General features: G+C 53.1%; 19 protein-coding genes. 15 read left to right on the forward strand and 4 right to left on the reverse strand.

The window, feature by feature from the left end:
- Window positions 1–112: 112 nt before the first annotated feature.
- Entirely contained in the window at window positions 113–853 is a 741-nt protein-coding gene (gene nagB / locus BM412_RS04735) for a glucosamine-6-phosphate deaminase (protein ID WP_091214596.1), read from the reverse strand.
- 278 nt (window positions 854–1131) lie between these two features.
- Here nagB and BM412_RS04740 point away from each other — a divergent pair, with 278 nt between their 5' ends.
- Genes BM412_RS04740 through ptsP form a run of 5 tightly spaced genes read left to right on the forward strand, consistent with a single transcriptional unit; the run spans window position 1132 to window position 6092 of the window.
- Complete coding sequence (locus BM412_RS04740) at window positions 1132–2001, forward strand: PRD domain-containing protein (protein WP_091214598.1); 870 nt, start codon at window positions 1132–1134, stop codon at window positions 1999–2001.
- Between the two features lie 30 nt (window positions 2002–2031).
- Window positions 2032–2532, forward strand: a complete 501-nt coding sequence (locus BM412_RS04745) for a PTS sugar transporter subunit IIA (RefSeq protein ID WP_091214600.1) — start codon at window positions 2032–2034, stop codon at window positions 2530–2532.
- Between the two features lie 30 nt (window positions 2533–2562).
- Window positions 2563–4011, forward strand: a complete 1449-nt coding sequence (gene nagE / locus BM412_RS04750) for an N-acetylglucosamine-specific PTS transporter subunit IIBC (protein ID WP_091214603.1) — start codon at window positions 2563–2565, stop codon at window positions 4009–4011.
- A gap of 49 nt (window positions 4012–4060) precedes the next feature.
- Complete coding sequence (locus BM412_RS04755) at window positions 4061–4321, forward strand: HPr family phosphocarrier protein (RefSeq protein ID WP_091214605.1); 261 nt, start codon at window positions 4061–4063, stop codon at window positions 4319–4321.
- A gap of 13 nt (window positions 4322–4334) precedes the next feature.
- Window positions 4335–6092, forward strand: coding sequence for a phosphoenolpyruvate--protein phosphotransferase (gene ptsP, locus BM412_RS04760; RefSeq protein WP_091214607.1), 1758 nt, complete (start codon window positions 4335–4337; stop codon window positions 6090–6092).
- 67 nt (window positions 6093–6159) lie between these two features.
- Here ptsP and BM412_RS04765 read toward each other — a convergent pair whose 3' ends face one another.
- Window positions 6160–8838: a DUF5722 domain-containing protein gene (locus BM412_RS04765; protein ID WP_091214610.1), complete on the reverse strand. Its 2679-nt coding sequence runs from the start codon at window positions 8836–8838 to the stop codon at window positions 6160–6162.
- A gap of 284 nt (window positions 8839–9122) precedes the next feature.
- Window positions 9123–10142 (reverse strand): LacI family DNA-binding transcriptional regulator, encoded by a 1020-nt coding sequence (locus BM412_RS04770; RefSeq protein ID WP_091214613.1) that lies wholly within the window; start codon window positions 10140–10142, stop codon window positions 9123–9125.
- Window positions 10143–10259: 117 nt separating this feature from the next.
- Between BM412_RS04770 and BM412_RS04775 the strand changes: the two genes are divergently transcribed.
- The 9 genes from BM412_RS04775 (at window position 10260) to BM412_RS04815 (ending at window position 20169) form a co-directional block, all read left to right on the forward strand.
- Window positions 10260–12065 (forward strand): L-fucose isomerase, encoded by a 1806-nt coding sequence (locus tag BM412_RS04775; protein ID WP_091214614.1) that lies wholly within the window; start codon window positions 10260–10262, stop codon window positions 12063–12065.
- Between the two features lie 26 nt (window positions 12066–12091).
- Window positions 12092–12520, forward strand: coding sequence for an RbsD/FucU family protein (locus tag BM412_RS04780; protein WP_091214617.1), 429 nt, complete (start codon window positions 12092–12094; stop codon window positions 12518–12520).
- 108 nt (window positions 12521–12628) lie between these two features.
- Window positions 12629–13765 (forward strand): GerAB/ArcD/ProY family transporter, encoded by a 1137-nt coding sequence (locus BM412_RS04785; RefSeq protein WP_091214620.1) that lies wholly within the window; start codon window positions 12629–12631, stop codon window positions 13763–13765.
- Window positions 13716–15140: a spore germination protein gene (locus BM412_RS04790; protein WP_091214621.1), complete on the forward strand. Its 1425-nt coding sequence runs from the start codon at window positions 13716–13718 to the stop codon at window positions 15138–15140. Before BM412_RS04785 ends, BM412_RS04790 begins: the two co-directional genes overlap by 50 nt.
- Window positions 15141–15166: 26 nt before the next feature.
- On the forward strand, window positions 15167–16279 hold the full coding sequence (locus tag BM412_RS04795) for a Ger(x)C family spore germination protein (RefSeq protein ID WP_177245666.1): 1113 nt from the start codon (window positions 15167–15169) through the stop codon (window positions 16277–16279).
- 155 nt (window positions 16280–16434) lie between these two features.
- Window positions 16435–18624: an alpha-galactosidase gene (locus BM412_RS04800; RefSeq protein WP_091214627.1), complete on the forward strand. Its 2190-nt coding sequence runs from the start codon at window positions 16435–16437 to the stop codon at window positions 18622–18624.
- 124 nt (window positions 18625–18748) lie between these two features.
- On the forward strand, window positions 18749–19138 hold the full coding sequence (locus BM412_RS04805; RefSeq protein ID WP_091214630.1) for a phage holin family protein: 390 nt from the start codon (window positions 18749–18751) through the stop codon (window positions 19136–19138).
- Between the two features lie 145 nt (window positions 19139–19283).
- Window positions 19284–19661: a YhjD family protein gene (locus BM412_RS04810; RefSeq protein WP_091214633.1), complete on the forward strand. Its 378-nt coding sequence runs from the start codon at window positions 19284–19286 to the stop codon at window positions 19659–19661.
- 124 nt (window positions 19662–19785) lie between these two features.
- On the forward strand, window positions 19786–20169 hold the full coding sequence (locus BM412_RS04815; RefSeq protein WP_090982941.1) for a cupredoxin domain-containing protein: 384 nt from the start codon (window positions 19786–19788) through the stop codon (window positions 20167–20169).
- Window positions 20170–20221: 52 nt separating this feature from the next.
- Here BM412_RS04815 and BM412_RS04820 read toward each other — a convergent pair whose 3' ends face one another.
- The gene (locus BM412_RS04820; protein WP_091214636.1) at window positions 20222–20482 is read right to left on the reverse strand and encodes a hypothetical protein; all 261 of its coding nucleotides are present in this window, start codon (window positions 20480–20482) and stop codon (window positions 20222–20224) included.
- Between the two features lie 108 nt (window positions 20483–20590).
- Here BM412_RS04820 and BM412_RS04825 point away from each other — a divergent pair, with 108 nt between their 5' ends.
- Window positions 20591–20878, forward strand: a complete 288-nt coding sequence (locus BM412_RS04825) for a Dabb family protein (RefSeq protein ID WP_091214638.1) — start codon at window positions 20591–20593, stop codon at window positions 20876–20878.
- Window positions 20879–20926: the final 48 nt, after the last annotated feature.

Genomic DNA, 20926 nt, shown 5'->3' on the forward strand with positions numbered 1-20926 from the left:
AACACGAAGAGCCGTGCCGGGCCAACCGCTTCCAAGCGGACTGACCGGAACACGGCTCTTTTTCTATTTTCTAAAGAGCTGCACACAAGGCAAATGCATTATGATAACCAAGCTACTTGAAGAGCCCCTTAACTTGTTTTCCGGCCGCTTCATCAAGCAGCACCACGAGATGAGGGTGTGTTTGAAGCAGCGACGCGGGGCACTCCGTCGTTATCGGTCCGATCAGTGCCCGATGTACGATTTCGGCCTTGTCCGCGCCTCGGACAGCGAGAACGATCATCTTAGCCTGTAAAATCGTGCCGACTCCCATGGTGATGGCTTGGCGCGGAACCTGCGCCGGCTGATCAAAGAAACGGGCATTCGCCTTGCGCGTCTCTTCCGCCAGCTCCACGATGTGCGTGCCGCGCAGCAAAGCATGGGCAGGTTCATTAAAGCCGATATGCCCGTTATGGCCAATGCCGAGAAGCTGAAGATCGATCGGACCGACACGCTCGATCAGCTCATCATAGCTGCGGCATTCCGCTTCCGGGTCCGGGGCGTTGCCATTAGGGATATGGGTCTGCTCCGGCTGCAGGTCCACATGGGCAAACAAATGCTCCTGCATATACGTGCGATAGCTTTCGGAGTGATCGCTAGGTAATCCGACGTATTCGTCCAAATTAAACGAGGTAATCCCGCGAAAGCTGACAAGACCGCGTTTGTAATCCTTCACGATCTGCTCATAAATGCCGACCGGCGTTCCGCCTGTAGCTAAACCAAGCACCGCATGCGGATTCGTCTGAACGAGGCTGGTTATAATATTTGCCCCGGCTTCGTTAAACTTCTCCTGAGAATCAAAGGTCAACACATTCATCGTTATTTCCACGCTCCTTGCAAGGCCAATGGTTGTAGGTTGTCCAGCTGGGCTCGGATTGCATGCAAACGGAGCGGCGATCCACGAAATCACACTTGACGATATCGCTTACATCATCTATATTAATTTCATTGTGCATATACACAAGCCATTTGGCGTGTTACTAGCCCGACTAGGCATGAGCCAAGGAAAGAGCGAACACCGGAGCAATCCGGTGTCTCTTTCCTTGGTTTTTTTGCGTTCAAGTGGGGATTTTAAGGGCAAAGGAGGGTTTCGACGTGGGGCTGAAGGGTTTGTTGGGGATTGATCGCATCGTTGGCAATAATGTCCTTCTGACGATTGACCCGGCATCTTCGATCGAGTACGTGCTGTTTGGCAAAGGGATCGGGTTTGCCTTCAAAGGACTCGAACACATCGATGCGGAGGACCCTCGAATTGAGAAACGGTACCGGCTCGATGATAAAGATCAAGTCCGGCAGTATCACACTTTGCTTGAGGAGCTGGATCCCGCGGTCATCCAAATTTCCGAGCAGATTATCGACGACGTGCAGAAACGGCGCGGCTCGCCGGTTGATCCGAAAGTGTATTTCGCGCTTCCGAGCCATATTCAATTTGCGGTGTATCGGCTTCGCAATGGCATGGACATCACGAATCCCTTCCTGTACGAAACGAAAATGTGCTACCCCAAGGACTATGACGTCGCCACCCGCGCGGCGGAAATGATCAGCAACCGGTTCGATGTCGTCATACCCGAGGATGAAATCGGCTTTCTGACGTTTCACATCCATTCGGCATCGGGTGCCGTATCGGCTGGACAGCTCGTTAGGCTAACGGAAGTGATGCATGCGATCGTAGAGCGAATCGAGAGCTGGCGCGGACATCCGATTTCCAGGGATAGCGGCGATTACGTGAGGCTCATCACTCACTTGAGGTACGCGCTCGAGAGGATCGTCCAGCATAAAGTGGTCGACAATCCGTTCGTGAAGGAGCAGTGGGATCAGTTCCCGGACGAGCTTAAGCTGGCTAGACAAGTGGCACAGATGATTCATGACGGGCTTGGCGTGGAGGTCCCTCAGGATGAAATCGGATATCTCATGATGCACCTATACCGTTTAAACCGCACGATCGATATGGGCGTTCAATCATAACAACCAGAACAGAATAAAGGAGTGGGCAGCATGATTTCCAAACTTTTTGGCGGAAAAGCCTCGAAAAAAACAGTGGACATCGCAGCACCGGCGACCGGGGAGCTTGTTCCTTTGCAGAGCGTGCCGGATGATGCATTCGCGCAAGGATTGATGGGAGAAGGCGTCGCGATTGAACCGTCGGAAGGGGTAGTCGTTGCGCCATTTGACGGCGTAATCAGCCATGTAATTGATACGCATCATGCTATCATCGTGGAGCATTCGTCCGGGCTTCAGCTGCTCATTCATATCGGCATTAATACAGTCGCATTGAAGGGTGAAGGCTTCAAAGCGCTGGTCAACACGGACGATAAGGTGAAGTCCGGTCAACCCCTCATCGAATTCGATCCGGAGTTCATTCGCAATTCCGGATATTCAACGGTAACGCCAATCATTGTCGTTAACGATGAAGGAGCGGACAAGGTGGATTGTTCGTTCCATACGGTAAAAGCCGGCGATTCGGCAGTCATTAAGGTGACGTTGAAATCGTCATAAACTCGAGAGGATATAGGAGGAAAGATTCCCATGTTAGCGTTCTTGCAAAAAATAGGGAAGTCGTTGATGCTTCCCGTGGCAGCATTACCGGCAGCGGCGCTGCTGCTGCGATTCGGTAATATCGATTATGTAAAGGATTTCAATATGGCCGGGGCAGGCGAATTTCTGAACAAGTACATCGCTCCGTTCTTGGCCGCCGGCGGCGCTGCGATATTCGACAATTTGCCGCTCATCTTCGCCATCGGGGTCGCCATTGGCATGGTCGGAGATGCGGTTGCTACGCTGGCCGCGGTCATTGCCTATCTGGTGTTGACCAATGTATTAACGAAGGTGCCGACCGTATTTACGACCATGGTCGATCCGGAAACGAAGTTGAATATGGGTGTACTCGGCGGTATCCTTGCTGGTCTGGTCGCATCGTATTTATACAAGCGATACCATGATATCAAGCTGCCGGATTGGCTGGGCTTCTTCGGCGGCAAACGGTTCGTGCCGATTATCACCTCGTTCGTTATGGTCGTGGTCGGTCTGGTGTTCGGATTGATCTGGGGTCCGGTGCAAGAGGCGCTGGACGAATTCGGCCGATGGATCGTAGGGCTTGGCGGCCTGGGCGCGTTCATCTTCATGACGGCTAACAGATTGTTGATTCCATTCGGTCTTCATCATGTTATTAATTCTATCGCGTGGTTCCAAATCGGCGACTTTACGGATGCGGCAGGCAATGTGGTGCACGGGGACTTGCATCGCTTCTTCGCCGGGGACAAGTCGGCAGGTATGTTTATGACGGGCTTCTTTCCGATTATGATGTTTGCCTTGCCCGCAGCTGCATTCGCGATCATCCATACGGCAAAACCCGAGAAGCGGAAGATGGTTTCCTCGATTTTCATCGGTACGGCCCTCTGTTCGTTCTTGACCGGTATTACCGAGCCGCTGGAATTCGCCTTTATGTTCGTGGCACCGCTGCTCTACATCGTGCATGCGATACTAACCGGGGTTTCCGCGTGGGTCGTCACCGAGCTTGGCATCCATCACGGGTTTGGCTTCTCGGCAGGCTTCCTGGATTATGCCATTAACTATCCGCTCGCAACCAAGCCGCTTCTGTTGATTCCGATAGGCTTGGTCTATGCAATCGTGTACTATGTGCTGTTCCGCGTCATGATCGTTGCGCTTAATCTGAAAACGCCGGGACGTGAAGACGATACTGCCGAAGAAGCCGCAGTTGCGAAGCCCGGCGGCGCTACCGAGGATGATAAAGCCGAGCGGGTGCTGGCGGCGCTTGGCGGTTCGGCTAATATCGAGAGCATCGATGCCTGCATTACCCGTCTGCGTCTGGTCGTGAAGGACGATCAAGCCGTCAACGATTCGGAGCTTAAGAAGCTTGGCGCATCAGGCGTCATGAGGCTGGGCAAAGGCGCGGTTCAAGCCATCTTCGGCACGCAGTCGGAGCGATTGAAAGAGCAAATTAAACGCAAGATGTAAAAGATGCTGTCGATCACAGAAGGATTCGATGAGGAGGAGAAAAATAAGGATGGAACAATCATTCGTAGTAGTGAACCCGACGGGCATTCATGCCCGTCCGGCTAAAAAAATCGTTGAGGCAGCGAAGCTGTGCGGCGGCACGGTGTTCCTTGAGAAGGATGGGAAGAAGGTAAGCGCGAAAAGTCTCGTCAATGTGCTTGCACTCGGTGCGAAGCTTGGGGACACGGTAACGGTAAGCGCCGAAGGAGAGCAGGCGGAAGCCGCAGTAGAGGCGATTGGAGCGGTGTTCGCGGCCGTGGAAGTACACTAGGAGGCTTGAGTTCATGGCACAGTGGGAATTGAAGGGGATTGCCGCGTCTGAAGGCTTGGCGATCGGTCGTGCGGTTGTCATGCGCGAGGAGGCCGGCCCTCAAGAAAAGGCATATATAGAGGTTGGCCATGTGGAGGCAGAGCTTGAGCGATTTGCTGCGGCAGTCGCTCGAGCTGCTGACGAACTGGAGTTGCTGCGCAGCCGAATGGCGTCGGACGGACGCGAGCAAGAAGCCGAAATTTTCGAAGCGCACCTCATGCTGCTAGAGGACGAGGAACTGATTGGGCAAGCGCAGGAGTCCGTACGCACGGAGCGGTATACGGCTGAGTCGGCCATGTCCGATGCGGCTGAGAAAGTAGCGACGCTGCTGGCCAGCTTGGATGATGCTTATCTGAAGGAGCGTGCGGCCGATATACGGGACGTGAGCCGCCGAGTGCTTCGCGTACTGAGCGGCGGAACGGAGACTGCCGGCATCGCAAGCGGGCAGAATGGCGCCGAAAAGTCGATCTTGGTCGCGCATGATTTGACCCCATCCGATACGGCGCAGCTAGACCCGGCATCGGTAGCTGGATTCGTGACCGCGATTGGCGGAAATACGTCGCATTCGGCGATTATCGCCCGATCCGTTGGCATTCCCGCGATTGTTGGCGCGGGCACGGCGCTTGACGAAGTGAAGGATGGCCAGCTTGTGATCGTAGACGGGAAAGCAGGCGTTGCGCTGGTGGAACCGACAGAGAGCGAACTGGCGCAATATCGCGAACTGCAGGTCGAACAGGCGGCGAAGCGGGAGCGGCTGAATGCGTTTCTTGGCTTGCCGACGGTAAGTGCCGACGGCCACCGCGCGGAGCTTGTAGCCAACATTGGGTCCGTCCAGGATGCGCAGCAAGCACGACTGCAAGGCGCTGAAGGGGTCGGCTTGTTCCGCACCGAGTTTCTGTATATGGGACGTCCGGATCTGCCGACGGAAGAAGAGCAGTGTGCCGCATATCGGGCCGTGGCGGAAGTGTTCGGCGGCGAAGCGCCTATCGTGATACGCACCATGGATATCGGCGGGGATAAACAGCTGCCGAGTCTGCAGCTCGAGCAGGAGGATAATCCGTTTCTCGGCTACAGGGCAATTCGAATTTCGCTCGATCGTCCCGACTTGTTCAAGACGCAGCTGCGGGCGATTCTGAGGGCCAGCGCCTACGGCAATCTGAAAGTAATGTTTCCGATGATCGCCACGCTGGATGAGTGGAGAAGGGCTAAGGGCCAGCTGGAATCATGTAAGCAGGAGCTCCTTGCGGAAGGAATTCCTTATAATGAGCGGATTGAAGCGGGCATTATGATCGAAATTCCCGCAGCAGTCTTGCTGGCTGACCGATTTGCGCTCGAGGTTGATTTCTTCAGCATCGGCACGAACGATTTGGTGCAGTACACGATGGCTGCCGATCGGATGAATCCGAAGCTCGGTTACTTGTCCGATCCGCTGCATCCGGCGGTGCTGCGGCTAATCAGTATGGTTATCCGGGCCGCCCACAGGGAGAAGAAATGGGTAGGCATGTGCGGAGAAATGGCCGGCCAGCCGATGGCGCTGCCCATCTTGCTTGGCATGGGTCTCGACGAATTCAGCATGAGTGCATCCGCGGTATTGCCGGCTCGCGAGCTCATTTCAATCCTTGATCGGGGGCAGCTTGCAGACCTCGCCGACAAAGTGCTGGAGCTGGAAGACGCGAATGCAGTCCGAGAATATGTGGAGCAGCATGTTCAGGTACTTAGAGAACGTGAATAAGAAAATGCAAAAAGACCGGGAAAAAGCTGTAGAAGCTTTTCCCGGTCTTTTTATTACTTCCTAAGAGCTAAGAGCTAAATCCAATCTGATCCACTTGGTAGTATGCATTCCAGATCGAAGTGGAGTTGGCGCTGAACCAAATTTTGATTTTGTCGATGCTGCCTTTATACGCCCAGCCGCTTAAATCCATTGAATACTTGTTCCACGTATCGGGCGTCATCGTCGCTTTCCCTTCAATGATGTTGCTGCCGCTGTAAATCCGGACGGTTACATTATACTGCGTGGCACCCGGGCAAGCTCCGTACGAATCGAGCGCGAATTGGAACTTCGGCGCGCTCGTCACGTTGATAGGCGAAGCGAACACCTTCGTGATGCCTTTCTCTGCCCGCGCACCGCCTTCACCGTCGCCGGTCGTAGCATTATTAATGTTAATCTCGAATGCTTTGGTGCCGCTGAACGGTGTACCCGGACTATTGGCAAAGCCGGAAACGGTCGCGGCCGATTGCGAATACTCGGAGATGGCCCAACCATCCGCGGAGGATTCGAAGGTAGACACGTTAGCCGTCGGCGTGATCGAGCCTACAGACGAGAGCGTTCCAGCTACCGGAGGTGTCCGATCGGCCAGCAAGGAAGCGTTATAACCCGGGATGACCGTGGCCCAATCGCTAATGCCGATTATCGCTTTGGCGAAATCCGTCACCGTCTGGGAATCGCTCGTATCGATTTTTTGGAACACACTGTAGATGTACTTCTGATCCTTCGGCGCATATAACACCGATTTCGTCGTATCCCGCGTCCATAATCCGAGGTTCAAGCCGCCTTCTCCGCCATGGTCAACATGGCGATGCAGGATGAAGGAGTCGATGCCGCCAAGGAATTTGGCTTTGTAGTAGGAGTAAGCGTAAGCGGCTGCCTGCGTTTTCTGATCTGCCAGCGAGTTGCTGAGCGAGTGGAAGCCTTGCTCCGACAAAATAATGCGCCGTTTATTCCCGCCATACAAATAGTTCGACGCTCCGATGTAGTCCGTAAGCACTTGCAGGTTCTTAAAGTTGATTCGGACCGAGTTCGGACTGTTCGTGACGGACGTATCGTTCCAGATGGTCGGATCGAACAGATCCTCCGGATACGGATGGTAGGCGATATTCCAAGGGATATTGCCTTCTGCCGTAATCCGCTTGTTGAATTCGTCCATAATGCCTTTGCCTTTGTAGGTGCGCAGCGCATCGGATCCGACGCTTCCGTTCCAGAAATGATCGAGGGAAATATACGTTCTGGCATTGGAATAGTACTTCTTCACCCCAGTCTCCGCAATGCGGTAAGCTCGGGCGTACTGCTCTACGAAATCCTGCAGCTGCTTGTTGCCCATATCGTACCAATAGGCTTGCGAGTTCACTTCGTTGCCGACGATATAGTTTACGGCCCTTCCGTATAGCTCGTCGCTTCTTGTGTATCTGCTTGCGAGGAACTCTACGCCCGCTTTCCAATACCGGACGCCATCTGCATTGGTCGTATTGATGGCCGCGACAGTACCGCCGGCATAATCGGGATGAAGGAGCTTCGAGTTAATCGTGCCTGCAGCATTGTACATGATCAGAATAAGGCTCACGATCACGTCGTCATCGGATAATGTCTTGATGTCATGGTCAAGTTCGTTAATGTAGGATTGCTTGAAATAATAAGTAGTGCCGTCCATCACGAACGGTATGGCCCCTGTTGCATTGTCCAGGAACAGCTCGTTAAAGGACACGTTAAGCGCTGCGTGGCTGATGCCGAGCTTCTGCGCGTCATCGACCGTTTGCACTTGCAGGCCTTTGATCGAGCTTGCTGTCGGAAAAGCGAAGGTGTTGACGGAGGCAGTCTGCTGCGTGACATAAGTAGGGCTTGCTACGAGTTTCTTGGTGGTGTGGTTGATGACCACAAACTTGGAGTAGGCTTTGTCGCGGGAGGAGGCGTACCGTGCGGTGGCGAGCGAGAAGCTGGCAACCCCGCCGCTAGGCGTTACGGTTTGGGTAGCATCAGGCGTGTAGGTGGTATTGATGTTGTATTGTTCGTAGGTTTGAAGCTCGATGAGGTCCAGTTGGACGGAAGAAGCGGTGCTGTAGGTTCCGGCAGCTGTGATCTGCGTAGAGCCGGCGGACACGGAGCTTATGGAGCCTGGATAAGCGGCAGGGTAAGCGGAGAAGCCGATATGATCCAGCTGATGTTTGCCGTTCCATGCGGACGTGTAAGTGACAGAGCGGTATGCAACTTCAATCTGCGTAATATTGGTCCGGTAAGCCCAGCCGCTTAAGTCGACGCTTAGCTCATTCCAAGAGTCGCCGGCAATGGCTTGCGTAGAGACTAAGGTTTGAGTCCCGCTGGTGAACGTAATTCTAACCTCAAACTGCGTATGCGATGGATTAATGCCGTAGGTGTTGAAAGCGCCGTGGAAGTAAGGGGTTGCGGAAACGTTAAGGGCAGGGGAGAAGTTCTTGTAGGTCGAACGCCAAGCCGTTCCCGCTACGGATGAGGTTGACAGCTCGCCCATGCGGTTGCCGCCGTATGGCGTTTGCGGACCATTCAGGCTGCTCGTTACATTTGATAGCCCGGTGACGTTGCTTCCCCATTGCCAGCCATCGGTCCCGGCTTCGAAGCTTCCGATATCCGTCTGCAGCACGGCCGCTTCGGCCTCCTTTGGACCCGGAATGAACGGAATCAGAACCGCCAAGCAAGTCATCCAAATCATCCAACGTTTTAATCTCTTCATAAATAACCTCCTTGTAAGTATACTTACACATACTAATATATACTTTGTTGAAGGCGTTTTCAATGCAGTATTTGCTGCATGAGCGAATAAATTACCGTTCAGATAAGGGACAAACTAGCTTCAAATCAAAGTATACTTTCACCAAAATCGACATCGTTTTGCACCATTTCACAGCATACAGTAATCCTCATCATAAGGACAAAGCAAAAAAGACGCGCAGCTGACACAGCCGATCGCCGTTAACGCAACGATCGCTGCCCAGTCACCCGTCTCTTCCAATTGCACTAACCCTGCGTCTTGACCGAATTCCGTACTATGAGCTCTGCCGGCAGCATGATTCGCTTCCACGGAGGCGGACTGTTCCGCTCCTGAATGCGCTCGATCAGCATCTGCATGCCGAGATAACCGAATTGATAGGCTTGCTGCGCGGCCACCGTGATGAACGGATCCATTTCGGAGTTTAATCCGAAATCATCGAAGCAGACAACCGAAATATCTTCCGGTATGCGCAGTCCCCGCGCGCGCAGCAGCCGGATAAGGACGACTGCTAGGACATTGTTACCCGCCATGATGGCAGAAGGCATCGAGTCCATGACCATAGTGTCGATCCATTGCCCCATAGCCTCCACATCCAGATGGGGGCCGAAGGTGGTTTCATGAATATCCCGTTCGCGCAGCGTCAGATCATTCAGCTTCATCGCTTCTTGGAAGCCTTGCAACCGAAGACGAGCGCTTGAGATCGAGGAGGAGCCGTTCACGAGTGCAATTCGACGATGGCCTTGCTTCACAAGATGCTCTACCAACGAGCGGGCGCCTTCCTTGCTGTCGCCGAGCACGATATCGCACGCGATGCCTGGCACTTCGCGATCTAGGAGAACGAACGGCACGTTGTGCTTTCGCAGCTGTTCCAGGTGGGGGAGCGAAGGATCGCCTGCCGGCGCAAGCAGCGCCCCGTCAACCCGTGTCGTCAGAATCGTATTGATATATTCCCCTTCCTTATCCAAGCTCTCGTCGCTGTTTCCAAACAGCAGGCGATACCCGTGTTTGCGCGCGGCATCCTCGGCGCCGCGTGCGAGCGTCGTGTAGAAAGGGTTCATGATATCCGTTATGAGCAGGAATAAGATACGGGTTTGCTGCAGTACGAGGCTTCGCGCCATCTGATTAGGCACGTACCCCAGCTCATCCATCACCTTTTTGACCTTCAAACGGGTTTTCTCGCTGATCTTGCCAGTGTTATTGATAACTCTCGAAACGGTCATAGCCGACACATTCGCTTGTGCCGCAATATCATAGATTGTAACCATGCCAGTCGTGCTCCTTGTCGACAAATCATGCACTTATAATATACAACAAACGGATTGACAGCAAGCGGTTTCATTGCTATTTTAATGTTATCGGTAACATTATTTTAAACATGGACAATGGAGGGGTTAGCTGTGGCAGATATCCGTACTCGATTTGAGTCCTCATTTCCCAAGATCGGGATTAGACCCGCAATTGATGGCAGACGCAAGGGGATCCGCGAATCGCTCGAAGAACAAACGATGGAGATGGCGAGATCTGTAGCGAGATTGTTCTCGGAGAATTTGCGCTATCCGAACGGGGAACCGGTGGAATGCGTGATTGCAGATACATGCATCGGCGGCGTGGCGGAAGCTGCGGCTTGCGGCACCAAATTTGCGCGCGAGAATGTTGGCGTTTCCATCACGGTAACGCCTTGCTGGTGTTATGGCACGGAAACGATCGATCTGGACCCGTCCATTCCCAAAGCCGTCTGGGGCTTCAACGGGACAGAGCGTCCGGGTGCGGTATATCTGGCAGCAGTATTGTCCGGTTACGCGCAGAAGGGACTTCCCGCGTTCGGCATTTACGGGAATGAAGTGCAAGATACCGGCGATACGTCGATTCCGTCGGATGTTCGTGATAAATTGCTCGGATTTGCCCGTGCCGGTCTTGTAGTTGCCTACATGAAAGGCAAGACGTACCTGTCCATGGGTTCCGTTTCGATGGGGATCGCAGGCTCGATCGTCAACGATGCTTTCTTCCAGGAATACCTCGGCATGCGTACCGACTATGTGGATATGACGGAGTTTGTCCGCCGCATGGAACAGGGCATTTACGATCCTGCTGAGTATGAGCTGGCACTGGAATGGGTGAAGAAGAACTGCGTGGAAGGGCCGGACAACAATCCGGATTCCATCCGTACAACCCGCGAGCAGAAAGACAAGGATTGGGAGACGGTTGTCAAAATGACGCAGATTGCCCGTGACCTTATGGTCGGCAATCCAAGGCTCGACGAGCTTGGGTATGGCGAAGAAGCGCTTGGCCATAACGCCATCGTTTCAGGCTTCCAGGGGCAGCGGGCATGGACGGACCACTTCCCGAACGGCGACTTCTTGGAGGCGATGCTCAATTCCTCCTTCGATTGGAACGGCATTCGTGCGCCTTACATCGTGGCTACGGAGAATGACAGTCTAAACGGCGCAGTGATGCTGTTCGGCTCACTCTTGACGAATACGGCCCAAATCTTCGCCGATGTGCGGACGTTCTGGAGCCCGGATTCCGTTGAACGCGTGACGGGCCATCGTTTGGAAGGCCATGCCGAGAACGGCATTCTGCATCTGATCAATTCCGGTCCCGCCACGCTGGACGGCACCGGTCAGCAGGAACGCGATGGCAAACCGGTGATGAAGCCGTTTTGGGAAATCAGCGAGGAGGAAGCACAGCGCTGCTTAGATGCCACTTCATGGCGTCCGGCTTCCTTGGAATATTTCCGCGGCGGCGGTTATTCTTCGGATTATTTGACCCGAGGCGGTATGCCGATGACGATGTCCCGCATCAATCTGGTGAAGGGAATCGGGCCGGTTCTGCAAATCGCGGAGGGGTATTCGGTCGATCTGCCGGAGCATGTCCATGATACGCTCGACAAACGGACGGATCCGACCTGGCCGACAACTTGGTTTGCGCCAACGCTTACCGGCAAAGGCGCGTTCCGCAGCGTGTATGATGTCATGGACAATTGGGGCGCGAACCACGGCTCCATCAGCTACGGCCATATCGGTGCGGATCTGATCACACTGGCTTCGATGCTCCGTATTCCGGTCAATATGCACAATGTGACTGAAGAGAACATTTTCCGTCCGCGCGCTTGGTCGCTGTTTGGCACGGACAATCCGGAGAGCGCCGACTACCGCGCATGCAGCAATTTCGGAGCACTATACAAATAAGAGAACGACTACCGGGAGGATAAACCATGTTATACGGCATTCCTAACATCATCTCACCTGAATTGCTCAAGATCTTAATGGAAATGGGCCACGGCGACGAAATCGTCATCGGAGACGGCAACTACCCGGCAGCCAGCAACGCACAGCGTCTTGTACGCTGTGACGGTCATAATGTGCCGGAGGTGCTGAACGCCATTCTGCAATTGTTCCCGCTGGATCAATACGTCGAGAAGCCGGTAACGCTTATGCAGGTTGTGCCGGGCGACAAGGCAGAGACGCCGATCTGGGGCACCTTCGAAACGATCATCCAAGAGCGGACCGGGAAAAGCGAGACATTCGAAATGATCGAGCGCTTCGAATTCTACGATCGTGCGCGCAAAGCCTATGCTATTATCGCTACAAGCGAAAGTGCCTTATATGCAAATCTCATTCTCAAGAAAGGCGTTATCGCCTAACTTGCAATCACGAAACCGATTCGCCCCGATGAATAATCGGCGGCGGTCGGTTTTTTTGTGCTTAACTTGGAAAAACTATGCCGAAATGGAAGGAGGGCCCGATCCCCTATGAAGGAAAAATCGCTCGGCTTCTGGCCGGTATTCATGATGCTGACCTTATCGGTCGGGCTTTCATCTCATGTCATCCTGCTGCCGACCGTGCTTGAATATTGCGGCCGGGATGCATGGATGTGCGGCATAATCGCCTTTATCGTACTCGTACCGTGGGCAACGGTTTTCATTACCGGGACGATGAGACGTACGAAACAAATTAATATACGGCAATGGCTGCGGACGCGGTTATCCCCATTCGGAGCGTGGATCCTAATTACGCCTGTTATTCTTTTCCTCCTGCACACGAGCTTCCAATCGTTTATTCAAACCACTTCATGGACATCCTCCACGTATTTACCGGAAACGCCTCAGTTAGTCGTGATGATTTGTTTCATGACGCTGATCGGGTTTGCAGTTTGGAATGGATTGCGAGCCATAGCCTATATGTCTTGCTTGCTGCTGCCCGGAGTCGTTTTTCTGGGTGATTTCGTCATGAGTGCCAATATGCCGAACAAGAACTACGCGCTCTTGCTTCCGATGATGGAGAACGGCTGGTTTGTTCCGCTGCAAGGCGCCGTTTACGCCGCCAGCTGTTTGATGGAGCTGTTCATGCTTTTGTTTATCCAGCACTTTTTCAGCGGCGTGATGAAGAATTGGCAGCTGCTTCTTCAGCTTTGCTTTATTATGCTGCTCATGCTGGGGCCGGCTATAGGTGCCATTACCGAGTTCGGACCCGTTGAAGCGGATAAGCTGCTTTATCCGGCATTCACGCAGTGGCGGCTTGTGTCCATTGGGAAATATGTCGAGCATGTGGATTTCTTCGCCATATATCAATGGATTTCCGGCGCATTCATAAGGATTTCGCTTGGAATAGCACTTGTAATGGAACTCATCCCGCTGCGTAAACCGAAGGCGAGACTGACCTTCATCGTTACGGTAAGTTTGATTTATATCGTGCTCTGCAAAATCCTCTTGGCCCATCTAAACGCCGCGCAGCAAATCGTCCAGCTTACCTTTATCCTGGATATCGGAATTATCGTTTTCGTAACCACGTGGTTATGGTTGTTATCGTTCAAAGGAGTTCCGAAGGAGGGCGGCCTTGATGAAAAATCGAAACAACGAGCTGATGCCGGAGCAACCAATAACCTCTGAATGGCTGGTTGAGGCAGTCCGCAGCTGCGGCGATGTGGAAATCCATCATTTGCAGCGCGACCCGGGCAGGACCGGGGAGCCCGAACATTTTACAATGATGTATTCCGGAGGGTTGATTGATACTCATCTTTTGCAGGACCTGCTGGGCTCAGACGGAAGCCGCCTGCAGTTAGATCCGGAGAAGAGCCCGCTAATCATGAAAGTAGAACCGGGGCCGGAGGGAATGAAGCTGTTCGATCGTTTGTTCTCCGGACACGTAATCATTTGGAAACAGGAAAGCGGACAATTCTATGCCATCGATTGTTCGCATCAGCCCGGACGAAGCCCGGAAGAGTCCACGCTGGAATTGTCGGTGAAGGGACCCCGCGATGGGTTCGTCGAAGAGATCGCAACCAATTTGGCGTTGATTCGAAAACGACTGCGCACGCCGAAGATGCATGTAGAGTGGTTTACCATAGGAACGGAGACGCAGACGAAAATTTGTTTGCTCTCCATGCAAGGCGTCACTTCGCAGAGCGTCATCGATGAGGCCAGGACGAGATTGAAGGGGGTTCATATCGCCGCCTTGCATGGAGCCGGAGAGCTGGAAGACATTATCTCGGACCGATCCATTGCGTTGGTGCCGCTTATCGATTACGTAGGCAGGCCGGACTTTGTCGTCCAGTCCTTGATGAACGGCCGCGTGGCTATTCTGGTGGATGGCAGCCCGGCAGCGTTGATCGCCCCGGTTAATGTTTCCTTACTGGTCAAATCCCCGGAGGATGCGTATCAGCCGTTCTACTTCGTCGCCTTCGAGAGGACGCTGCGGCTAATCAGCTTCGTGATGTCCGGCACACTCCCCGGCTTCTGGCTGGGCTTGCTCGCTTTCAATAACGATCAGATCCCGTTTGCGCTGCTTGCTACGGTAACGATGTCCAGAATCGGGCTGCCGCTCAGTCCGCAGATGGAGTTGATTTTGATGATGCTGATGTTTGAAATTTTCCGTGAAGCCGGTGTTCGACTGCCGCGGGCAGTCGGCCAGACGGTTACGGTTGTAGGCGGGCTTATTGTCGGCGATGCCGCCATTCGCGCCGGTTTGACGTCACCTACCATGCTGGTCGTAACCGCTGTTACGGCCGTATCGACGTTTACGCTCGTGAACCAATCGTTGAACGGCTCTGCCACCGTAATCCGATTTTATATTATTGTCGCTTCCGCGTTTCTGGGGCTGTTCGGTTTTTTTATTTCGTTCTTTTCGGTGATGCTCTACTTCTGTACGCTGGAGTCGTTTGGCATGCCGTTCTTAAAGCCGATCGCTCCTTTCCAGTTTAAGAAAATGCTTACCGCGGTTTGGCAGCTGCCTTGGAAATACCGCGCCAAGCGAAATGTATCATGACTAGGCTAAGCAAGGCGCTGTTGCTTTTGCTGCCAACGCTGTTGCTTACCTGCATGCTGAGCGGATGCGGAGACACGACCGATCTTAGCGCGCAAGCTTTTGTCACGGCAATGGGAATTGATTATCAGGATGGGCAGTACGTGGTCCATGTGCAAACGCTGGACTTCTCTTCGATCGCCAAATCAGAGAGCCCCAAATCCATGAAACCTTCCGTTTGGGTAGGGGTTGGCCGCGGGAAGAGTATCCATACAGCGACGAATCAAATTGCCATATCGACGCAGAGCACCCTTAATTTTGAGCAAGTGAAGGTAGTCATTGTACGCGAGCCGGCAATGGTCAAAATGGATGAGATCTTGGATGCCGTCAATCGCGTTCGGGTTACCAGATATACCTCGTGGATTTTTGGAACGCGAGGCGAGATGATGGACTTGCTGACCTCGAGTGCGTTCTTTAACCTTTCTCAGCTGTACAGCCTCATGTACAGCCCGGAGACGCAGGCCAAACAGAGCAGCTCGGTACCGCCGGTTACCATGCAGACATTCGTTGCGGATTATAACGAGAAGGCGGTTACCGCACTGCTGCCCAGCATCGGTGTTACGCAAGATACTTGGCATGAGAATGCCAAACCGATTACCGTGCAGGAGCTGGATGGCGTGTTTGCGTTCAAAGGCAAGAACAAGCCCCTCTATTTGCCGCTGAAGCAAACGTTAGGCATCCGCTTTGCGAGTAATAGTTTTAAACGAGCGGTGTATGCGGTGCAGAACAAAGGGGATGGCACCGATGTCGTTACGATCCGGCATATGAAGGTGAAGAAAAAAGTAAGGATGAACAATGGCCGGCCGACATTCGAACTGCAGGTGAAAGCCAAAGGCGAATTGACGGAAATGGGCAACTCGCTGACACTTTCGCAGCTTGAAGTGAAAATCCGAGAGATCATCCGAACCGAGATCAATCAGACTTACGCGGCCGGAGTAGAGCGAGGCGCAGATCTGTTTAATTTAGAAGAGACGCTGTATCGGTACCATCTTCGGCAGTGGAAGAAGACAGCATCAGCCGGGGGCTGGCATCCGCATGAGAACGACCTCAAGGTGAGCGTATCCTTCAAAATCATTCATGCAGGCGTTTTCGAGATGAAGTAAGCTTAGGGTCAGTATCCTACATTCATCCATATGACGGCTAAAAGCATCCATATTGAAAGGGAACAGAAGGCCCTATACTGGTAGACGACTGCGGTATAGTCGTTTCAAACGAACTTTAAATAGAATCGTTTATTCCATAATAGGGAGAGCTGCTCATGTCGATTATTTACCAATCCGCTACCAATCTCTTTCACCTTCAGACGCGTTCCATGAGCTATGTTTTCCAAGCATTGGAAGGGTTTCCGACTCATCTCTATTGGGGTCGCAAGCTTAATAATCCGGATGCTTCACGCCTGCTGCAACGCATGGAACGGTGTTCGTTCAGTCCGAATCCAATTCCGGAAGACCGTACGATTTCACTCGATACGCTTCCGCAGGAATATCCCGGCTATGGTTCCAGCGATCTGAGAAACCCGGCGTATGCGGTGCAGCTATCCAACGGGACAACCGTTACGGAATTGCTCTACGTTTCGCACCGTATCGTTAACGGCAAACCGGCGTTGGAAGGACTGCCGGCTGTTTATGCGGAATCCGATGAGGAAGCACAGACATTGATCGTGACCTTGGCGGACAAGCTTGCCGGACTAACCGTCGAACTTTCCTATACGGTGTTTGAGGCGTTCGACGCGGTCATTCGTTCCGCCCGGATCGCGAATGACAGCCCATCCGTCATGCAGTTGACCAGAGCGCTCAGCGTCAGCGTCGATCTGCCGCATGATGGATTCGAGCTGCTGCAGCTATCGGGCACATGGGCGCGCGAGCGTTATATCCATAAGCGCGCGCTTACGCCGGGCGTACAGGCTATCGAGAGCCGCCGCGGATCAAGCAGCCACGCCAACAATCCGTTCTTCGCGCTGCTTGGCGAAGGTGCAACTGAAGATCATGGCGACGTTTACGGCTTCAGCTTGGTGTACAGCGGCAGCTTCACGGCAGGCGTCGAGGTGGATCAGTACCACACGGCACGCGCCTATATTGGCATTAATCCGTTTGATTTCTCATGGCGATTGGAGCCGGGAGCCTCGTTCCAAACTCCGGAAGCCGTTATGGTCTATTCCTCGGCCGGCCTGGGGGCTATGTCTCATACGTACCACGAATTGTACCGCACGCGTCTGTGCCGCGGCGCTTTCCGCGATGCGGTAAGGCCCATCCTGGTTAACAACTGGGAAGCAACTTACTTTAACTTTAACGCTGACAAAATCGAAGCGATTGCCAAAGCGGGCAGCGAGCTCGGACTGGAGCTGTTCGTGCTCGATGACGGCTGGTTCGGCAAACGCGACGGCGATAACTGCTCGCTCGGCGATTGGATCGTCGATCCGAAGAAGCTGCCGCAGGGCTTGGAGGATTTGGCTGAGCGCGTGCGCAGCCACGGCTTGCAGTTCGGCCTATGGTTTGAGCCGGAGATGGTATCGCCGGACAGCGATCTCTATCGCGCGCATCCGGATTGGTGTCTGCATGTCCCGGGACGCCGCCGTTCCGAGGGCAGAAAGCAGCTCATTCTCGACCTCTCCCGCGAAGATGTTCAGACTTACATTATCGAGGCAGTAGGCTCGATTCTGAAGAGCGCTCCGATCACGTATGTGAAATGGGATATGAACCGCAACATGTCGGAGATCGGCTCGGCGCTGCTGCCGGCGGAACGCCAGCGTGAAACGGCGCACCGCTACATGCTCGGACTGTATAACGTGCTGGAGCAAATTACGGCTGCATTCCCGCATGTTCTGTTCGAGAGCTGCTCCGGCGGCGGCGGCCGCTTCGATCCCGGCATGCTGTACTATATGCCGCAAACCTGGACAAGCGACAACTCCGATGCGATCAGCAGGCTGAAGATTCAATACGGCACAAGCATCGTGTACCCGATCAGCTCGATGGGCGCCCATGTGTCGGCATCGCCGAACCATCAGGTTGGCCGTGTTACGCCGCTGAAGACGCGAGGGGATGTGGCGATGTCCGGCAATTTCGGCTATGAGCTTGATTTGACGGTATTTACGGATGCGGAGAAGGAAGAAGTGAAACGCCAAGTCGCGCTCGTGAAGGAAGTGCGCGAGCTGGTTCAATACGGCACCTTCTACAGGCTTCTGAGCCCGTTCGAGGGCAACGAGACGGCTTGGATGTTCGTGTCGCCGGATCAGCGGGAAGTGCTGGTCGTCCATGTTGTCGAGCTTAATGAGCCGAACGCGCCGCTTAGCAGGCTGAAGCTTAAAGGTCTGCGCAGTGATTACAGCTATGCCTGGATTGGAACGGATGAGGTGGCCGGCGGCGACGAGCTGATGTATGCCGGTGTAGCCAAATCCAATCCGCGCGGCGATTTTTTCAGCACGGTGTACCGATTTACAGCACAAGCATAGTTCTCATGAGATCTGTGCCAAAACATATACAAACGATATACGTTTAAAGGGCTATTTGACGGACAACCTCATACTCTCCCGCATATGATAGATTGTAAGCGCACTACGAAGGGAGAGTGAGGTTGTGCCGCACACCATCGTCTGCACCATCACGGCTTTGTTTGGTTCACTTGTAACCTTCTCTTTCGGAATGTGGCCGGAATCCTTGACTCTCCTTCTCGTTGCGATGGGGACGGATTATATCACGGGGATAACGGCTGCTATTAAGGAGAAGAAATTAAACAGTTCCATAGGTTCATGGGGAATAGCCAGAAAAGGGATCATGCTCGTCGTGATTCTGCTGGCGCACCGAATTGACATATTACTGGAGCTAAGCAGCATTGCAATGGGCGGAGCCATTTACTTCTATTTGGCAAATGAACTGATTTCCATTACGGAAAATTTAGGCAGGATCGGCGTTCCCATGCCCGACCGCCTCCGTCAACTCATAGAAGTCCTTAAGAACAAAAAGTAAAGTATAGCTCGCTTGTTTTGAGGCCATCCTGTTTGGGATGGTCTTTTTTTCTTCCCCTTGCACCGCCGACACGTCTTGCAACTTCAAATGGCACTTGTTATAATGAGAACAAATGTTCTTATGCGCAGTGCTTGGAGGGGTCAGTATGGCTGTAGATATGGTGGGGTCTTCACCGCCCGTTCAGATCGGCAAGGAGCTGGAACTAGTGAAACGCTACGTGCTGCTTGGTATCGTGAATCAAATTCTCGACCATGATATTCGCATCATCGGCGCGACAGCTACGAAGCTGCCGAGGCTTTATGAATCGATGATCAGAGGGCTCCAAGACCGCGTGCTGCTGGAGCTGGCTGCCATGCGCAGACAATTCCGGGACAGCGGCATCGGCGTGGATAAGGAGAAACGAAGCACGGCAGGGCTCTGCGCGGAATACAGCTGCATGGGCTACCGGCACTCGTTCTCTATGCCATGGACCTTCGTGAAGGCTGAATCCGAGCGGCTGCTGAAGAGCTACTTGACGAAGTGACGTTCATCATTTTGTCAAAAAGCCGAAAAAAGTTTATTTGCAGAAGCGGTTTAAGGTTGAGAAGAACGGACGATCTTATGTAATATAGGGAGTAGACATTTGATGAAAAGGGGAGCAAGAAGCAATGCATAAGTGGATTATGTTCATCGTTTTCGCAGCAGCTTCGGTTTTGGGCGTATACTTGCTGACGACTCAGCTTCCGGGTAAGCCGGTTGACGAGGCAGCGTCATTGCCGCCGGGCGTTACATTATTGAAAGTTGAAGCCTCATCTGACTTCGTATTCGACAAAGAAGAGTACAAAGTAAAAGCAGGCGATAAAGTAAAACTCAAATTGATCAATAAGAGTGGCGTGCATGGTCTTGCTATTCCTGATCTGGGCATTGATCTTCAAGGCGACAAGATGGAGCAAGAAGTGGTATTCGATAAACCGGGTAAGTACGAGATGCACTGTGCCGTTGCTTGCGGAACAGGCCATCTGGAGATGAAATCCGTTCTAATCGTTGAATAACAAGCAAAAAGGAGCCCGCTAACGGCTCCTTTTTTTAAAATTCAGTTCCATTTCAATCATACGAGCGGCGACGGCTTCTGCGCCCTCTGGCTACAGCGTAATCGCAGATGAAGCCAAGCAGAGCCCAGCTGGCAATCGTCAGCACATACATGAGGTACACGTTGACCTCATGAATATCCACAATCATGTCTGTAATCCATGCAGGGACGCTGAACATGAAGAACACCAGATTGTGCGGATCGTAGCCCGTAGAGTTATAAAGGCATAAAGCGACGCCGATAAGCGTTGCTGCAATCGTTACCGGATAGCGCATGCGTTGAATCTCCTTTGCTGGAAGATTGCCGATAGTCGGCACCTTGGGTTATTATGTGACAAAAGGATGCTTCGCATCCCATTCCAATCTCGAAGGAGCGAACTTATTATGATAACGCATATCGTATTGTTCAAATTGAAGGACGGCAGCCCGGAGAGCGTTGCCCGCACCGTTCAAGTGCTCAAAAATATGGAAGGCAAAATCGATGAGCTGCTGTCCATTGAAGTGGGCACGGATGTGCTGCATTCGGAGCGTTCGTATGACATCGCGCTTGTAACGAAATTCGAATCGATGGACGCGCTGGCTGCTTATCAGGTTCATCCGGTACATAAGGAAGTCATCGCGCATATGACAGAGGTTCGTGAAGCATCCGCATCCGTGGACTACGAGAGCTAAGAAAAGGGTAAAGGGCGATTTAAATCATGGGTGATGTTTTTGAAATGA

Source organism: Paenibacillus sp. BC26, from assembly GCF_900116125.1.
In the GTDB taxonomy this organism is placed as follows: domain Bacteria; phylum Bacillota; class Bacilli; order Paenibacillales; family Paenibacillaceae; genus Paenibacillus_Z; species Paenibacillus_Z lignilyticus.